Origin of the sequence: Gemmobacter sp. 24YEA27 (assembly GCF_030052995.1) — a bacterium.
Lineage (GTDB): Bacteria > Pseudomonadota > Alphaproteobacteria > Rhodobacterales > Rhodobacteraceae > Pseudogemmobacter.
Genome location: NZ_JASJPW010000002.1, coordinates 467,871 through 484,695, shown reverse-complemented (window position 1 = coordinate 484,695; position 16,825 = coordinate 467,871). Strand labels below are relative to the sequence as shown.

Below are 16,825 nucleotides of genomic sequence, written 5' to 3'. Positions count from 1 at the left end.
GGCGCGCTTCAGCGACCGCGCCTTACCAGGTGACCGGGCGTCACCTCCTCAAACTGATCATCGTCCCCATGTTCTGGCAGAACATGCGGCACCGATTTCTCGCCGGTCCGGCGATGATCAAGCCGTGGGACCGCCTCCAGCAGATTGCGGGTATAGGGATGTCCTGCCATGCGGATGACGGACGCTGCCGGTCCCTGTTCGACGATGCGCCCGCGATACATCACCGCCACCCGGTCACAAAGCCGCGCCACCACTGAGATGTCATGCGAGATGAACAGCCATGACAGCCCACGCCGTGCCTGTGTGCGGATCATCAGGTCAATGATCTGAGCCTGAACGGTCAGATCCAGCGCCGAGACGGGTTCATCCGCGACAATCATGCGGGGTTCGGGGGCAAGAGCGCGGGCGATGGCGACCCTCTGGCGCTGCCCACCGGAAAACTCATGCGGATAGCGGTCGATATGGCCAGGCTCCAGCCCGGCATCAACGAAAAGCTCTGAAAGGCGCTGGCGCAGGGCATCGCGCCCCAGGCTCTTGCGGTCGATCAGCCCCTCGGCCACCTGCATTCCCACCGTCAGCCGCGGATTAAGCGAGGAATAGGGGTCCTGAAAGATCATCTGAACCTTGCGCAGGACCGCCCGCTGCGCGCGCCCCCGCAGCCGGGCAGGTTCGGCGCCATCAATCAGCACCCTGCCTGCATCGGCCGTTTCAAGCCCGGTCGCGATGCGCCCGATGGTGGATTTTCCGGAACCGCTTTCGCCGACAATGCCCAGCGTCTCGCCCGCCGCCAGATGCAGGGACACGCCCCCGCGGCTGTGACCACACGCGATCCGCTTCGGAACGTGCGGCGAATATTTTCAAGTCGCAGCAATGGTTCGGTCATGGATCAGTCTTCCGCTCTTCGGCACGCATGGCAAGCGCCTCATTCACATCCAGATGGGCCGCCAGCAGTTTGCGCGTATAGTCGTGTCGCGGTGCAAACAGCACCTGATCCACCGGGCCGGTCTCGACGATGCGGCCGCGCTGCATCACCGCAACCCGATCAGCGGTTTCCGCCACCACTCCGATATCATGCGTGATCAGAAGGATACCCGAACCGCTGCGATGCTTCAGGGCAACCAGAAGATCCAGCACCTGCGCCTGCACCGTGACATCAAGGGCGGTGGTCGGCTCATCCGCGATCAGCAGCGCCGGTTTCAGCGCCAGCACCGAAGCGATCATCACCCGCTGCCGCATGCCGCCCGAAAGCTGGTGGGGATATTGCCCCATCACGGCCACAGGATCGGGAATGCCAACCTCTGCCAGCGCGGCACAGGCCAGTTTTTCTGCCGCAGCCCGGCCAAGCCCGAGATGGCGGCGCGGACCTTCGGTCATCTGACGGCGGATGGTCAGCACCGGATTGAGCGAGGTCATCGGCTCCTGAAACACCATGCCCATGCGCCGGCCCCGCAGATCCTCCAGCGCCCGGCGACCCAGTCCGCTTACCGCAGCACCGCCAACGGTAATGCCGCCTGTCACCCGTGCCGCCTGCGGCAAGAGACCCATGACCGCAAGCGAGGTCATGCTTTTGCCACTGCCGGATTCTCCGACCAGAGCCAGGATTTCACCGGGAGCAACCGTCAGGCTCACGGCATCTACAACCGTCAGCGCGTCTGTGCTGCCGCCGAATGTGACCGTCAGGTCACGGATCTCGAGCGCGCTCATGTCCGCCCCCGCTGGCGCGGATCGATCAGATCGCGCAGATTGTCACCGATCAGGTTCAGCGCCATGACCGTCAGAACAATGGCGAGCCCCGGGAAAATGAGGATCCAGGGGGCTTTGCTGATGTAGTTGCGCCCCGAAGACAGGATGGCGCCCCATTCCGGCGAGGGCGGCTGCACGCCAAGCCCGAGGAATGAGAGGCCCGCCGCCGAAAGAATGGCGGATGAAAAGCCAAGGCTGCCCATCACGATCAGGCTTTGGGCGATATTGGGCATGACATGCACCCGCACCAGCCTCGTGTGACCTATCCCGCCCAGCCGCGCCGCCTCGATATAGGGGCGTGCGGCCTCGGCTGCGGCCAGCCCATAGCTCACCCGGGCATAAAAGGGGACGAGTGAGATCGCGATGGCCAGTGTCGCATTGCCGATGCCCGGCCCGAGAAAGGCGACGAGCGACAGCGCGATCAGCGTGTCGGGGAAAGAGTAGAGCACATCCACCACCCGCAGCAGCGCCGCGCGGAGCCAGCCAGGCGCAAAGGCTGCGACAAGGCCGATCGTGCCACCGATCACCAGCCCGGACAGCACCGCCACCGCGCCGATGCCAAGCGAGAGCCGCGCGCCGGCGAGAACACGGCTGAACAGATCGCGGCCAAATTCATCCGTTCCAAACAGGAAGCTGGCATTCGGCGCCAGCAGCCGCTTTCCAACGCCCATCTTCGTCGGTTCATAGGGCGCGATCCAGGGGGCCAGCAGCGCTGCCGCAACCAGCAGCAACAACAGCGCTCCGCCCAGCCAAAGCCCGGGGGGAACCCTGCGCCTCATGCGTTTTGGGGCCGGAATGGCGGTCATGTCCGTCTCCGCATTCTGGGATCAAGGAGGGTGTAAAGAATATCGATCAGCGCGGTGATCACCACGACCGAGGTGGCAAAGACCACGATGAATCCCTGTATCATCGGGTAATCCCGCTCCAGCATGGCCTGCACCGCCAGCCGCCCGATACCGTTCCAGGAAAACACGTTTTCGATCACCACCTGGCCGCCCATCAGATAGGCAAAGACAAGGCCAACCACGGTAACGATGCTGATCAGTGCAGGTTTCAGCGCATGGACCAGCAGCACCTGCCAGCCGCGCAGGCCTCTGGCACGGGCGGTGCGGATATAATCTTCCGACAGGATCTCGACCAATGCCGAGCGGGTCATTCGCGCGATCAGCGCGGCATAACACAGCCCCAGCGTCAGCGCGGGCAGGAGGATCCCGCGCAGCCCCGATCCGGCGACCGGCAGCCAGCCAAGCTTCAGCGCGAAGACCTGGATCAGCACCAGCCCCATCCAGAAGCCGGGCACCGAGACCCCAAGCACCGCGATCATCATGATCGCCATATCGGTCACACGCCCGCGGTTCAGCGCGGCGATAAAGCCCAGCGGCACGCCGATCAGCAGGGCGGTGAACAGCCCGGCCGCCGCAAGGGCAAAAGTATTCGGCAGCCGCAGCAGCAGCAGTTCCGCCACCGGCTCGCCACCCCGGATCGTGGTGCCCAGATCCCCTTGCAGCACATTGCCGACATAGTGAAGCACCTGTTGCCAGACCGGCAGATCCAGTCCCAGACGGCTGCGCATATCGGCCATTGCCTCGGGGGTTGCCGAGACCGACTGTGCCATCATCGCCGTCACCGGATCGCCGGGCACGATATGGATCAGCACACCCGACAATGCGATCACCACAAGGATGGTCGCAAAGGCAATCAGCAGCCGTCGGAGCACAAGAAACAGCATCGGTCACTTTCGTCTCGGAAGGGGTGAGGGAAGCCTGAGAATACAACTGGCGCGCCGCCCGAAAGGCGACGCGCAGGGGCAGATCGCCTGTCCGTCAGTCGGCCAGAGTCACATCGTTGAAGACAAGCGACACCATATGGCCAAGCTTGAAACCCTCAACCCTGGCCGAAGAAGCCATCAGCCAGTTCCAGCCGGGCGAGACCAGTGGCACGGCATAGCCATTGCTCAGCAGGTATTCTTCGGCTTCCTGCACTTTCGCCGCACGGGCCTCGCCGGTCAGCCTGCGCTGTTCGACAAGAATTGCATCCAGCGTGTCATTGACACCCATGCTGACAAAGCCGGGCTGTTTCCACAGGAAATACATGTAATCGGGATCGACGCCGGACATGCCCATGGTCCAGATCGTCGGTTTGATATCCGTCTTCAGGTTTTCCTGGGTCATGAAGTCGAAGAAGGCTGCGACCTCACGCGTCTGGATCTCGGCCTCGATATAGATTTCTGCCAGGTCCTGCTGCATGATCTGGTGCATCTGGTCAAAGCCCGGCAGCTTATGGACCTGCAGGTTCACTTTCAGCGGATTGGCGGCGGAATAACCCGCAGCCTCCATCACCGCACGGGCCGCATCAGGATCATAGGAAACGCCCCATTCGGCACATTTTTCCTGATCCACCGCAAAGAGATTGGGGGCGACGGTGCAATTCGTGGCCGATACCAGCCCTTCATAGGCGATTTCGGCATAGGCCTCTTTGTTCAGGGCCATGCCGATGGCGCGCCGGATCTCTGGATTGTCCAGCGGGGCGACCCGCCAGGTAAAGGCCGCCAGCACCTGCTGGCCGGAATACTCCGCCGCATAGACGCGGAAATCAGGATCATCTTTCAGATCGACCGCCTCTTCCAGCGAGGGCTCGACGATATCCACCTCACCCGAGCGCAGCGCTGCCATCCGGGCCACCGCTTCAGGGATCACCCGCAGGGTGACCCGGTCGAGATGTGGACGGCCCGGATTTTCCACCAGCGGGTGCACATTGACATAGGCGTCATTGGCCGCCAGCACGATGGCATCGTTGCGCACCCATTTTTCCAGCCTGAACGGGCCGGTACCAATCGGGGTGAACTCGCCCCCGGAGAGCGCCGAGGGGCAGAGGAAGCCCGCCTGAATGCTGGTCAGGAACGAGGCGAAAGGACCGTAAGGCTCGCTCAGCGTCACCACCAGGCTGCCGTCTTCCACTGCTGTTGCCACCACCGGGCCCCAGGCCGAGAGATTGGGGTTCAGCGTCTCGGGGTTGATCGCCCGGTCAAAGCTGATTTTCGCGGCGGCCGCGTCGAACGGGCTGCCATCGTGGCAAGCGATACCGTCCCGGATCGCAAAGCGATAGCTCAGCCCGTCTTCAGAGACCTCATACCCATTGGCCAGCCCCGGATGGATGGATCCATCCGCCGCCATGGTCAGCAAGGTATCATAGATCATGCTGGTCACTTGCAGGGACTGGGTGGTGCTGGCGCGATGCGGATCAAGGCTGTCGGCATCGACACCACGCGCCAGCGTGATCTCATCCGCGAGTGAGGGTGCGGCAGCAAGGAGGACAGAAAGGCTGAGTGCCGACGAGAGCGTCAGCAGGCGCTTACGGCTGTTGGGGTGTGACATCAGAGTTCCCTGTTGGCGTTTCTTGATTTCAGGCGGCAAAAATGGCCGGGCGGCGGTTCCACCACGGGCGGGCGGTTTCCAGCTGGCTGCCAAGGCGGATCAGCAGATCCTCACGCGCCGGGGCGGCGGCAAACTGTACGCCGACCGGCAGACCGGCGGCATTCCAGTGCAGCGGGACTGAGATCGCCGGGCTGCCACTGATATTGTAGATATGGGTATAGGGCATCCATGACAGGTAAAAGCGGTAGTGCTCGCGCATGTCCACATCATGGGGGAATTCATCATGACGCAGTGGCGGGCGGGCCAGAGTCGGCGACAGGATGACGTCGAAGCCTTCGAACATCCGGTTAACGGCCTGGGCCACGCCATGCACCGCCGCGGTTGCCATGCGCTGATCGACGGCAGAGAGCGCGTTTCCGGCCGCGATCATCTCATTCAGGGTTGCAGGGAAATCTGCCTCGGTCAGCGCACGCCCGAGCTGGGCTGCCTCAACCCGCATATCTGCCGCATATTCCGTCAGGATATAGGCTTCAAAGCCCGGCCAGCCGTTTTCGGGCAGCCGCAGGCTGGCCGGGGCACAATCATGACCAAGACTGTTCAGCAGCCGGGTGGCGTCCTCAACGGCAGCGAGGCAATCCCCGTCGGTCGGTGCGCCATAAGGCGCATCGGTCAGCACGCCGATCCGCAACCGGCCGGGATCGCGGCGCAGTTCAGAGACGAAATTGCCACCCGATGGGCTGTTGTAGAACTGGCCCGCCGTTGGCCCAGCAGTTGCATCGAGGATCGCGGCACTGTCGCGAACTGAACGGGTCAGCACATGCTCGACCAGCATCCCATCCCATGTCTCGCCGGCCGGTGCGGCCGGATTGCGCCCGCGCGACGGTTTCAGCCCGAAGACGCCACAGCAGGATGCCGGCACCCGGATCGAGCCGCCGCCATCATTGCCATGCGCCGCCGGGACGATCCCTGCTGCCACAGCCGCCGCCGTGCCACCGCTGGAGGTGCCGGCAGTATGTGCGGTATTCCAGGGATTGTTTGTCTCGCCATGAAGACGCGAGCGCGTGGTCCAGTCCATTGCCAGCTCGGGCACAGCCGTCTTGCCGAAGGTCACGAAGCCGGCCTTCTTGTAGCGACGCACCAGCTCGGTGTCCTCTGCGGGCTGGTGACCATTGCGCAACGGCGTTCCGGCACCGGTCGGCTGGCCGGCATAGTTTTGCGTCAGATCCTTGAGGAGGAACGGCACCCCGCGGAACGGCCCGGCCCCCAGATCCTGATCGATGAAACGGCGGGCTTCCTCAGGAAAAGTATGGACCACCGCATTCAGCGCAGGGTTCACCTGTTCGACGGCCGCCAGTGCCAGATCAAGAAGCTCTGCGGGAGAGACATCCCCACGGGCAACCAGTTCGGCCAGCCCGGTCGCATCATATCCGACATATTCCGCAAGTTTCACTTCAGTCGCCTCACTTGATCTTTCGCGTCACAGCATGGCGGACAGCCTAGCCAGACCTGATCTGCGACACATGATCCCAAAGGGTGGCCTTGCAAAAAAACTTCTCTCACCCGAAAGTGTGAGACGACAGGGAGGCAGCCATTCCGTGACACCTACAGGGCTCAGCGACAGAAACAGCACCGCGCCCCGGCTGCATTCCGGGCTGCTGGACCGGCCCCGCCTGAGCAATCATGCCCGCGATCTTGGACGCTATCGGCTGGTGGTGGTACATGCGCCGGCTGGTTCCGGCAAGACAAGCCTGCTGAGCCAGTGGGCCCATGCGCTGCGCGCGGACGGCCAGCCCGTTGCCTGGTATGCCGCCTCTGACCGGCATCGCGAGCATCTGCCGCTGGCAGATTGCCTGATGCATTCGATGAACCGGCTGGATCAGCCCGACGAGACGACATCTTCGACGCGCGATGAGGGGGCGGATGCTGATATGCGCCTGCTGGCCCGATTGCGGGATGCAGCCGGACCGGCAGGCGGCCAGATTCGGCTGACACTCATCCTCGATGACTTCCATCTTATCGAGGGAGATGCCGAAACCCGGACATTAACCCGTATTCTTGCAGCAGGATTTGAACACCTGACGCTGGTGGTCGCCGGGCGTAACCGCCCTGCCCTGCCGCTGGGGCGCTACCGGCTCGCCGGAGAATTGCTGGAACTGTCTTCGCGCGAGCTGCAATTCTCGGAGGACGAAGTCCAGTCCTTCTTTCGCTCTGGCATAGGGCAGGATCTGTCGCCTGAAGAGGCAAGGATCCTGCAGCAGTCAACCGAGGGCTGGGCTGCGGGATTGCGACTGACCTCGCTGATTGAAAACGCCCCGAACAGCAGTTTCCTGCGCAGCGCACCCGCCGGCAGTCAGCGCGAATATGCTGAGTATTTTCTCGACGAGGTGATCGCCGGCCTGCCAGAGCCACTGTGCCAGTTTCTGGAACTGACCTCGGTGCTGGAGGCGCTGACACCAGAGCTGTGCGATGCGGTGACCGGGCAGGAGGGCTCGGCCGCGATCCTTGCCCGGATTGAAAGCGATCAGCTTTTCCTGACCGAATTGGCCGGGGCGCACCGCTGGTACAAGTATCATCAGCTGTTTCGCGAATTCCTGCAGGCCCGCTTGCGGGCCCGCGCGCCCTCCGAGCTGCCGGCCCTGCATCTGCGCGCCTCGGAATGGTTCATCCGCGCCAATATGCCGTTTGATGCTGTACATCATGCCTTCCGGGCCAACCGCCCCGAACAGGCGGCAGCGCTGATTGAAGGCTATTGCACCTTTGACTATCTGAGCTATGGGCGGTTTGACACCTATTCGCACTGGATGGCGCAACTGCCGCGCGAAAGCCGCGAAGCCCGGCCGCTGCTCATGTTCCTGATGGTCTGGCGCTATATCAATCTGCGCCAGTTCCTGAAGGCAGAGCAGATATTGCAGACGCTGGCGCAGGGCCATCATGACCGCGGGCCCCTGGACGAGGCTCCTGAAAAAACGCGGATGAATATTACGGGCCGGATCGATCTGATGCGGGCCCTGATCGGGGCCTATGGCGGCGATATGGTGGCCGCGCGCCGACATATAGATGCCATCCCGGATGACGGGCTTGATGCCCTTCCTTTTGGCCAGGTCGACCTGTTGTCGATCCATGCCTATGTGGCTTTGCATGAGGGAGATCTTGAACGTGCCGAACGTCTGACCTGGCGCGCACATACCATATATGATGAGCTCGGCTGCCATTGGGGGCAGGTGCATTCCCTCTGCATCTCCGGCATTTCCTACCTCGACAGATGTCGGCTGGCAGATGCTGAAAGGGTGCTTGCGATGGCCATGACCATCGCAAGGCAACACTTCAGTGATACCTCGTATATGGTCGCACTCCCGTCCGCGCTGCAGGGGCAGCTCGCGCAGATGACGGGTGATGCTGCCAATGCCGAAGCCTTGTGGCTGGCCGCCTTGCAAAGTGAGAACACCCAGGTTCCGGGTCTTTGGGAAAGGAAGCTCATACCCGTGGTCGGCCTGGTCCGGCTTTATGACCAGCAGGGCCGGGACTATGAGGCGACAACGCTTCTTCGCCGCTTCCACCGTGCCGCGATCGAGGAAGAGGATCTGCGCATGGAGTTCCGCCTCAGTATTGAAGCTGCAGACCGGGCCTTACGTGGGGGCGATGTCTCTGCGGCGCAGGATGGGCTTGGCAGGGTGTTGCGGCAGGAAAGCGATGCGCGTCTGCGGTTTGGCCCCGATATCTGGCAGATCTGGGAGCCGTTTGGAGTCTTACTGGCGCGGGCGGCCCGGGCCGGACTGCTCGGGGGAGATCCAGAGGGGCTGCTGACCACTTTATCTGCAACGGCAAAGAGCCAGGGACGCACCGCATCGCAGCTCTTTTGCCGGTCGGTGCTGGCCAGTCTGATCGCGCAGCCCGACCATGAGCTTGTCCGGCTGCGGCATGACTTCAGGTCGGTTGGGCTGAAAGAGGCCGTGCCACTGCCTTGCGCGGCCCCACCCGTCCCGGCAGCCGTCGCTGCCGCAGCTGAAATGAGGCTTCCCTGGCGGCTGCGCGCGGCGGGGATAACCCCGCGCGAGATGGAGGTGCTGATGCTGATGCGATCAGGGGCGCCCAATCACGAAATCGGACTGGCGCTCGGGATCAACATCAATACGGTGAAGACCCATACCAAGAGCATTTTCGCCAAGCTGAATGTGCGCAACCGGACCGAGGCGGTCGTGTTGATTACACCCCTGCTGAAGGATGCCGGCGCCCTCGATCTGAGATAAGCCCTTGCAGAACCGCCTTCCGGATCTTTGCCAGGTGATCTGACTTGAATCTGCCCGCCTTTCTTCGCAATGAAGTGGCACCCGTCCCGCCGGCGCCCGGCCACGTTCTCAGGCGCGGCAGGCTCTGAAATTCAGGCCGCTGAACCGAAAGCCGCAGGCGAAGCCCTGCACCTGTCCATTGTCGGGCGACAGTCTTTTGCCGGGCAACCGCTCCATTCTTAATGGTCCGTTTTTCCCTCCGCGGGCCGGGGCAGAGCAGGCCCTGAGAAGACGGTGATTGACAAGCCCGCCCTCGCCGGAGGGCTTCTTCATGCGCCCCCTGCGATGACAGGCCAACCGGATATCACGTCTTTGATCGTGCTGACATCAGTGGCGCAAAGCGCTTCGAGTAGTCATGCATGATGTTCTCAATCTCGCTCTTGTTCGGTGGCTCCTCTGAGCGCTTGCCATATAGCTTTCCCATCCCCCAGCCTGGTGGGTCGTAGGGCTCGTCAAAAATGGATCTGAGGGAAGTCGCAGCAGCTTTGTCGGGGCCCATGTCGGTACCTCCATGACGCCACAGGGAATACCTGCGGACGAAACCACAATAGCACAGACTGAACGTAAAAGATATGAAGTCAGGTCATGCGGTCTTCGTCATACGCCCATACCGAGGCCAGGGATATGCGTGACCATCCTGCGCCGGCAGATTTCGAGACAGCCGTCAGGCGCCCCAGCTGGTGGCCATGAACCAGGCACCGAGAACGGCCGCTGTCAGAAGCAGGATAATCCCTTGAGTTCTCATTCTCCGGGCCCTTCTCTGGGTTGAGGCGATATCGGCAAGAAACTGGTTTATGTGTCGATGGATCATTCTGTTGAGCTGGGGATCGCCTGTGTCCGTCACAGGGCGAAACCATGGCGAAACTGAGTTCGCGCGGGAATGTGCCGGCTCCGGACCACAGTACCGGCACACTCCCGCCCGCCACTAATTCATGCCCGATCGGTCAAACAGCCGCTGCGCCGTATGCCGCTGCTTTTGCGGCATGGTCTGATCCGCCGCCAGCCAGCCCCTGATTATTGGAATGAAAGGATCGGGCTTCGGGCGCGGGACCCGGGCTGTGCGCCGCTGACCTGGCGCAACCGAAACGACATCATCTTCCGAACCGAGTCCCGCGACACGCTGAGTAAACGCCTTGTTCTGTTGAAGGACGCAATCCAACAGGCGCATTCTGACGACCTGTTGCGGCCTGGCATTAAAGCCTGTCTCTGCGTCTTTCCGCATCAAGGCCCGTCCGCTTGTCGCTCTGCATCTGCCGGATCCTGCGAAACGGGAGACGCGCCTCAGGATCCGCCTAACTGAACAGCGGACTTCTCATCATGTTCGCTGCGCGTATCTCCACCTCTGCTTTTGCGCTGCCGAAGGCGAAAAATGCTCCGAAACCCGGGTCGTGACAGGACCTCGTCATCGGCCAGACACGAGGCGCCGGCGGGTCTGCGCCGCAGCGGCACGGGTGACCGAGGGCAATTCGCCAAACATCTGCCGGTAATCGCGCGAAAAATACCCGAGATGCCAGAAGCCGAACTGCGTCGCGGCTTCGGTTACGGGGCGGTCTGTTTGCAGCATCCGCCGCGCCTCTGACAGCCGCAGCGCGCGCAGAAACTGCACCGGGCTGAGGCCGACCACCTCCTGGCAGGCATTCTGCAAGGTGCGGCGCGACAGCCCCAGCTCGACCGTCAGCTCTGCGACCGAGACCGGGCAGGTCTGGCCATCGGCGACCAGCTCGCGGATCGCATTGATCGTGTCCCAGTGCCGGATGGTGCTGCGTCCCGGCTCACCGGTGCCGGCGGGCTGCAACATGTCAAGGATCCAGCCCACAAGGCCGCGGCTGAAAGCAGTGGCGGCAGCCGGCAGTTCCTCAAGCCTGAGATCGAGCCCCTCTTCATGCAAGATCCCGTGCAGGAGCCGCCCGAGCTTGGCGGCCCGGGCGCCTGCTATCGGCAGGCTGCGGCGCCCGGAGGACAGGACCGTATCAAGCTGATGCAACATCGCCTCGAACACCGGATCGGCAAAGCCGTTCACATCGATCTCGATGCCCAGAAATTCGAATATATCGGGCGACAGGAATTCAAACCCCGACCGCCCGGAAAAAACGAGAAGACTGTTCGGCCCGACTTCTTCACCGCAGATGCAGCTGCGCCCCCCTGCCCTGACCGGCAGGCCAAAGGCCAGCCGCCCCGCCGGCAGCGCGCCGGTCTGCAAGACCGATCGGTTCATCCGTTCCGAAAACAGCCGGGCCGCACCCAGCCGGAAGGTGCTGAGCGAGCCGGTAAAGGCCCCGGCATGCAGCTGGATGTAATCCTGTTCCCAGGCCTGCAACAGCGTGGCCTGGTGGTGAACATCCTCGCTGTGCCTGACGGATTGCACATTGCTACTCACAGCACCGGGCCCTTTCGATGGCGGCGGCCGCGCAGGCAGAAAATCCAGGGCAAAGCGAACCTGCCCTCCGATGGTTTCCGTGCGATTGTTTCTCCCGGCCCGTCCTGGATCCGGGACCATGGGCTCACGATAGGCGCAGGCTTTGGCTGTGGTCAATCTTTGTGACCGTCAAAGCCCGGACTGCCCGTCCTTAAAAATCCATTCAGCCGCCAAAAGACCCGTAAGCCGCAGGGATCAGCCCGGATCTTCGGCAAGAACCGCCCGCATCAGCCCGGGAAACCGCCGGTCGAGATCTTCAAGCCTGAGGCTCAGAAGCCGCCCGCGCCCTGCCGGTTCGTTGCGCATGACCCCCGCTTCGCGCAGCACTTTCATATGATGCGATTTGGTCGATTTCGGGGCATCCGGGTTCTGGAGATGGCAATGCGCCATTTCCAGCGCGCCGCTGGCGATCTGGCGCACGATCTCGAGGCGCGCCGGGTCGCTGAGCGCGAAAAGGATATCGGTCAGGACCAGATCCTCGCCGGGCGGGTGGTAAAGACTGAGAGGTGTGAAACTGTCTTGATCGGCCATGGTTCGAATATAGTTGAACAGTTGCAGGTTTGTCAGTAGAAATCCGTTCGAAGAATATCGAACCATTACGGCCCGCCCGGCCACTCCCCCCTGAAGACGTCCACGAAAGCCCCCCATGACAATTTCCGCCCAGCCGGGCCCTGCCAGCTCCTCCCGCCGCCGCGCGGGGTTTATCATTGCGGCACTGGCGGGAGGGGTGATGATGTCCAGCTCCAGCGCACCCTCGCCTTTTTACCCGGTGCTGCAACGCGAGATGGGGTTCTCCGCCACGACGCTGACCGCGATATTTGCCGTCTATGCGATTGTGCTGCTGGCGACGCTTCTGACCGGCGGCTCGGCCTCGGATCATATCGGGCGGCGGCCGGTGCTGAGTTTTGGCTTCGTGCTGCTGGCGGGCTCGATGCTGGGCTTTGCTCTGGCCACCGGGCCGCTGGGTCTGTTCATCGCCCGCGCGGTTCAGGGGATTGGCTGCGCGCTGTTGCTGACCTCGGCCTCAGCCGCCGTCACCGATCTTGAACCGGCAAGCCGCCCCGGCCTCGCTCAGGTCTGCAACTCGGTCATCCCGCTGGCCGGTATGGCAGCAGGTGCGCCGCTGGCCGGTGTGGTGATGGAACATGCCATCGACGCACGCCTTGATGTCTTTCTTGCGATCGCGCTGATCTGTCTGGGGTTTGCGGCGCTCGTGTGGAAAATGCCCGAGACCTCGCCGCGTCATGCCGGACTTTTGCAATCCTTGCGTCCGCAGGTGGGCATTCCGGTGCAGACCCGCGCGGCCTTCTGGCAGAGCACGCCCGCCATCATTGCCGGCTGGGCGACCGGAGGGCTTTACCTCTCGCTGGGCGCGCCGGTGATTTCGGTGTTTTTCGGGATCACCAGCTTTGTAACCCAGGCGCTGGTGGTGACGCTTTTGTCAGGCATGGGCGCGCTGGCCTGTTTCATTGCCCGCCGGTACACGCCGCGCCAGGTGATGCTGTACGGCACCTTCGCCCTGGCGCTTGGCACAGCGCTGACGCTGACCGGGATCTGGCTCCGGGTGCTGCCGCTTTACCTGATCGCGCTGACACTTGCGGGCACCGGGTTCGGCACCTGTTTCTATGCCTCATTGCGGACCATCGTGCCGCTTTGCCCGCCGGATGAGCGCGGCAAACTCTTTGCCGCCCTGTTCACGCTGAGCTACCTGGCCTTTGGTCTGCCGGTGGTTGCGGCCGGCTTTGCCATTCCCCGGATCGGGCTGGATGCGACAGTGCTGACCTATGGGCTGATCATCACCGTGATGGCGGCGCTGGCCTGGGCCTGGCGCCGGTTCGGCAGCCAGAGCTGACCCCCTGTCCTGGCCCGTAGCGGGGCCCGCCCCCGAAGCGGCGCAATCCCGCCGCTTCGCAACCATCTGATTTATCCGCATCACCGGTGTCACGGCGCGACCGCTGACATCCGCCTGGCACAGCAAGCGGAAAGCGGGGCGGCGTCAGCCGCCTGCCCCCGTCCCCATCCGCTGTGCCTGCCGGGTGATCAGGTGATCGACCGCCAGGCCAAGGAAGGCAACCGCCAGCCCCAGCACCATCCCCTTGCCGACATCGCTGGCCGAAAGCGCGCGTTGCAGCTCCTGGCCCAGATCCTGGGTGCCGATAAAGGCCGCAATGATCACCATGAACAGCGAGAACATCACCGACTGGTTCACCCCCACCAGCATCACCGGCGCCGCCATCGGCAATTGTACATGCCAGAGCATCTGTCGCCTTGTCGTGCCGCTCATATGCGCCGCCTCGATCAGTTCCGGCGCAACTCCGCGCAGCCCCTCGATCGTATAGCGCACCAGGGGCACCGCCGCGAATGTCACCACCGCCATCACCACCGCCACGTCATTGACGCCGAAAAGCATCACGACCGGGATCAGGTAGATAAAGCTCGGGAAGGTCTGAAGCGAGTCGCAGACCAGCAGCACCCGGTTCGCGCGGGTCTCGGAAGCGGATGCCCAGATCCCCAGCGGAAAGCCGATCAGCGTCGCCAGGAACACCGAGAAGCCGACCATATAGACGGTGATCATGGCCCGGTCCCACCAGCCCGAAAGGGCAATGGCGCCGATGAAGCCCAGCATGACCAGCGCCGATCTCCAGCCGCCGACGGCCCAGCCCGCCGCCGCGACCGCCAGCAGCACCGCGCTGAAGGGCAGCCACAGGATCGCATCGCGCAGCGGAATCAGCACCCAGGTGATCAGGAACCAGCGGAGCCAGGTGGTGACCGGATCGACCAGCCGGATCAGCCAGTCCACCAGCGCATCGACCGGGGCCGCAATGCTCAGCGCGTCGCGGCGCGGCACCTGAGCCAGAAGCGGAAAGACCAGCGACAGGGCAAAGGCCAGGGCAATCGCAACCGCCCAGACCAGCAGAACCGGGTGACGCCGCGCCCAGGACAGCCCCTCTGCGTGATGCAGCGGCTGGCGTTTCGCCCAGGCCCGGCTCAGCCGGTCAAGCACCACCGCGATCAGCACAATGGTGATGCCGATCTCAACCGAAAGCCCGATCTTCAGCGCCTGCAACAGTTGCAAAAGCTTTTGCCCCAGCCCCGGCATGCCGATGAAGCTTGCGAGCACCACCATGGCAAGGCATTGCATGATCACCTGGTTGACGCCGATCAGGATGTCGCGGCGTGCCGTCGGAATCCGAACCCGGGTCAAAAGCTGCCAGGGCGTGGCCCCGGACATGCGGCCGGCCTCGATCACCTCTTCGGGCACTTTGCGCAGGCCCAGCCCGGTCATCCGGATCATCGGCGGCACCGAGAAGATGATGGTGACAATCGCCCCTGCTTTCGGGCCGACCCCGATAAAAACCACAACCGGGATCATATAGGCGAAATGCGGCAGGCTTTGCGCCACATTCAGGATCGGGTTCAGGACCCGCTGCACCGCCGTCCAGCGCCAGGCCATAATGCCAAGGATCAGACCGGCAAGCACCGAGAACGGCGCCGCAACCACGATGACCGAAAGTGTCTCCATCGCCCATTGCCACTGGCCCATAACCGCGATCCAGACGAATGTGCCCCCCGCAAGCGCGGCAAGCTTCCATCCCCCGAGCCACCAGCCAAGGGCCGCCATCGATATCGCCACCACCGACCAGGGCAGCGGGCCAAGCCTCGGCCAGCGGTTCTTGCCGTAAAGGATATTCGCCGTCACATCGAGCAGCCATTCCAGCATGGCGGCAAAGGCGCGGGTGACCTGCATCAGCCCCAGATCATCGCGCAGAAAGGCAAAGCCTGCGTTGATCCAATGCGCGAAAGGCACCACCAGCCAATCCGGCAAGCGCAGCAGCTCTGCGGGCAGAAGATCGCGTCCAAGGATGAGCACGGCTGCGAGGCCCAGCATCAGCCAGACGGCATGCGGCCGGGGCGAAGACGAGGAAAGGTCGATCCGGTCCACCATGCTCATGCCGCTTCGCCCAGCAAGATATCAAGGGCGTGGCGGCGCTCCAGCATACCGGTCACACGGCCGGTGCCATCCGCCACCGGGATCCAGTCGCGGCTGTCATTGACCAGCCGGCGGGCGAGGTCGCGCAGCGTCTGCCCCCCGGGCAGCGCGGGCCCCTCGATGGCGCGGCCCGCCACCGGGCCGGCAAGGCCCGAAACATGCAAAACCCGCGCGCGGTCGATCTCGGCGGTAAAGCGCGCGACATAGTCTGTCGCAGGCTGCAGCACGATGCGGCCAGGCGTGTCGATCTGCTCGACCCGCCCGTCCTTCATGATCGCGATACGGTCGGCAAGGCGCAGCGCCTCGTCGAAGTCATGGGTGATGAAGATGATGGTCTTTTTCAGCATCCCCTTGAGGCGCAGGAATTCATCCTGCATCTCGCGCCGGATCAGCGGATCAAGCGCCGAAAACGGCTCGTCGAGGAACCAGATATCCGGCTCAACCGCGAGCGAGCGCGCAATCCCGACCCGCTGCTGCTGGCCCCCGGACAGCTCGCGCGGGAAATAGCCCTCGCGGCCCTTAAGGCCCACCAGAGCCAGCATTTCGCGGGCGCGCTCAATCCGCGCCGCCCGGGGCTGGCCGCGCATCTCTAACGGAAAGGCCACATTTTCCAGCGCATTGCGGTTCGGAAGCAAACCAAAGCTCTGGAACACCATGCCCATCTTGCGGCGCCTCAGGTCAATCAGCGCCGCCTCGTTCAGCTTGCCGATATCCTGGCCCTCGATCAGGATCTCACCCGCCGTGATCTCATTGAGGCGCGACAGGCACCGGACCAGTGTCGATTTCCCGGACCCCGACAGCCCCATCACCACCAGCATCTCGCCTGGCATGATATCGAGTGAGACATCATGCACCGCCGTCACATGCCCTTCGGGGCGCGCGCCCGGATCCGCGCGCAAAGCCGCCAGCGCGGCCTCGGGGCGGGGTCCGAACACTTTCCAGACATTGCGGCAGGAGATGACAGGAGCGGGGCGGGGCGGGAAATCGGTCATACGGGTCTCCGGGCTGAGGCAAC

12 protein-coding genes and 1 pseudogene are annotated in these 16,825 nt (G+C 63.3%); 2 read left to right on the top strand and 11 right to left on the bottom strand.

The window, feature by feature from the left end; translation table 11 throughout:
* Positions 1 to 8: 8 nt before the first annotated feature.
* The 6 genes from QNO18_RS19840 to QNO18_RS19815 all read right to left on the bottom strand — a co-directional run bounded on the left by QNO18_RS19840 (position 9) and on the right by QNO18_RS19815 (position 6,567).
* Positions 9 to 803 (bottom strand): ATP-binding cassette domain-containing protein, encoded by a 795-nt coding sequence (locus QNO18_RS19840; protein WP_283179247.1) that lies wholly within the window; start codon positions 801 to 803, stop codon positions 9 to 11.
* Positions 804 to 879: 76 nt separating this feature from the next.
* Complete coding sequence (locus QNO18_RS19835; protein WP_283179246.1) at positions 880 to 1,704, bottom strand: ABC transporter ATP-binding protein; 825 nt, start codon at positions 1,702 to 1,704, stop codon at positions 880 to 882.
* Positions 1,701 to 2,549: an ABC transporter permease gene (locus QNO18_RS19830; protein ID WP_283179245.1), complete on the bottom strand. Its 849-nt coding sequence runs from the start codon at positions 2,547 to 2,549 to the stop codon at positions 1,701 to 1,703. The genes QNO18_RS19835 and QNO18_RS19830 overlap by 4 nt, the downstream gene beginning before the upstream one ends.
* Positions 2,546 to 3,472, bottom strand: a complete 927-nt coding sequence (locus QNO18_RS19825; RefSeq protein ID WP_283179244.1) for an ABC transporter permease — start codon at positions 3,470 to 3,472, stop codon at positions 2,546 to 2,548. The genes QNO18_RS19830 and QNO18_RS19825 overlap by 4 nt, the downstream gene beginning before the upstream one ends.
* A 94-nt stretch (positions 3,473 to 3,566) precedes the next feature.
* The gene (locus QNO18_RS19820; RefSeq protein WP_283179243.1) at positions 3,567 to 5,117 is read right to left on the bottom strand and encodes an ABC transporter substrate-binding protein; all 1,551 of its coding nucleotides are present in this window, start codon (positions 5,115 to 5,117) and stop codon (positions 3,567 to 3,569) included.
* A 28-nt stretch (positions 5,118 to 5,145) separates the two neighbouring features.
* The gene (locus tag QNO18_RS19815) at positions 5,146 to 6,567 is read right to left on the bottom strand and encodes an amidase (RefSeq protein WP_283179242.1); all 1,422 of its coding nucleotides are present in this window, start codon (positions 6,565 to 6,567) and stop codon (positions 5,146 to 5,148) included.
* A gap of 145 nt (positions 6,568 to 6,712) precedes the next feature.
* Here QNO18_RS19815 and QNO18_RS19810 point away from each other — a divergent pair, with 145 nt between their 5' ends.
* The gene (locus QNO18_RS19810; RefSeq protein WP_283179241.1) at positions 6,713 to 9,364 is read left to right on the top strand and encodes a LuxR C-terminal-related transcriptional regulator; all 2,652 of its coding nucleotides are present in this window, start codon (positions 6,713 to 6,715) and stop codon (positions 9,362 to 9,364) included.
* 979 nt (positions 9,365 to 10,343) lie between these two features.
* On the opposite strand, the pseudogene QNO18_RS19805 reads toward QNO18_RS19810, so the two are convergent.
* From QNO18_RS19805 to QNO18_RS19795, 3 genes and pseudogenes are all read right to left on the bottom strand, one after another.
* A pseudogene (locus QNO18_RS19805) lies at positions 10,344 to 10,498 on the bottom strand (IS21 family transposase); the annotation flags it as partial.
* Positions 10,499 to 10,805: 307 nt separating this feature from the next.
* Entirely contained in the window at positions 10,806 to 11,768 is a 963-nt protein-coding gene (locus QNO18_RS19800) for a helix-turn-helix domain-containing protein (protein ID WP_283179240.1), read from the bottom strand.
* 246 nt (positions 11,769 to 12,014) lie between these two features.
* The gene (locus QNO18_RS19795; RefSeq protein WP_283179239.1) at positions 12,015 to 12,350 is read right to left on the bottom strand and encodes a helix-turn-helix domain-containing protein; all 336 of its coding nucleotides are present in this window, start codon (positions 12,348 to 12,350) and stop codon (positions 12,015 to 12,017) included.
* A gap of 115 nt (positions 12,351 to 12,465) precedes the next feature.
* Between QNO18_RS19795 and QNO18_RS19790 the strand changes: the two genes are divergently transcribed.
* Positions 12,466 to 13,671, top strand: coding sequence for an MFS transporter (locus QNO18_RS19790; RefSeq protein WP_283179238.1), 1,206 nt, complete (start codon positions 12,466 to 12,468; stop codon positions 13,669 to 13,671).
* Between the two features lie 144 nt (positions 13,672 to 13,815).
* Here QNO18_RS19790 and QNO18_RS19785 read toward each other — a convergent pair whose 3' ends face one another.
* Both QNO18_RS19785 and QNO18_RS19780 read right to left on the bottom strand, forming a co-directional pair.
* A complete protein-coding gene (locus QNO18_RS19785) occupies positions 13,816 to 15,771 on the bottom strand; it encodes an ABC transporter permease subunit (protein ID WP_283179237.1) in 1,956 nt (651 codons plus the stop codon).
* On the bottom strand, positions 15,768 to 16,802 hold the full coding sequence (locus QNO18_RS19780; RefSeq protein WP_283179236.1) for an ATP-binding cassette domain-containing protein: 1,035 nt from the start codon (positions 16,800 to 16,802) through the stop codon (positions 15,768 to 15,770). The genes QNO18_RS19785 and QNO18_RS19780 overlap by 4 nt, the downstream gene beginning before the upstream one ends.
* Positions 16,803 to 16,825: the final 23 nt, after the last annotated feature.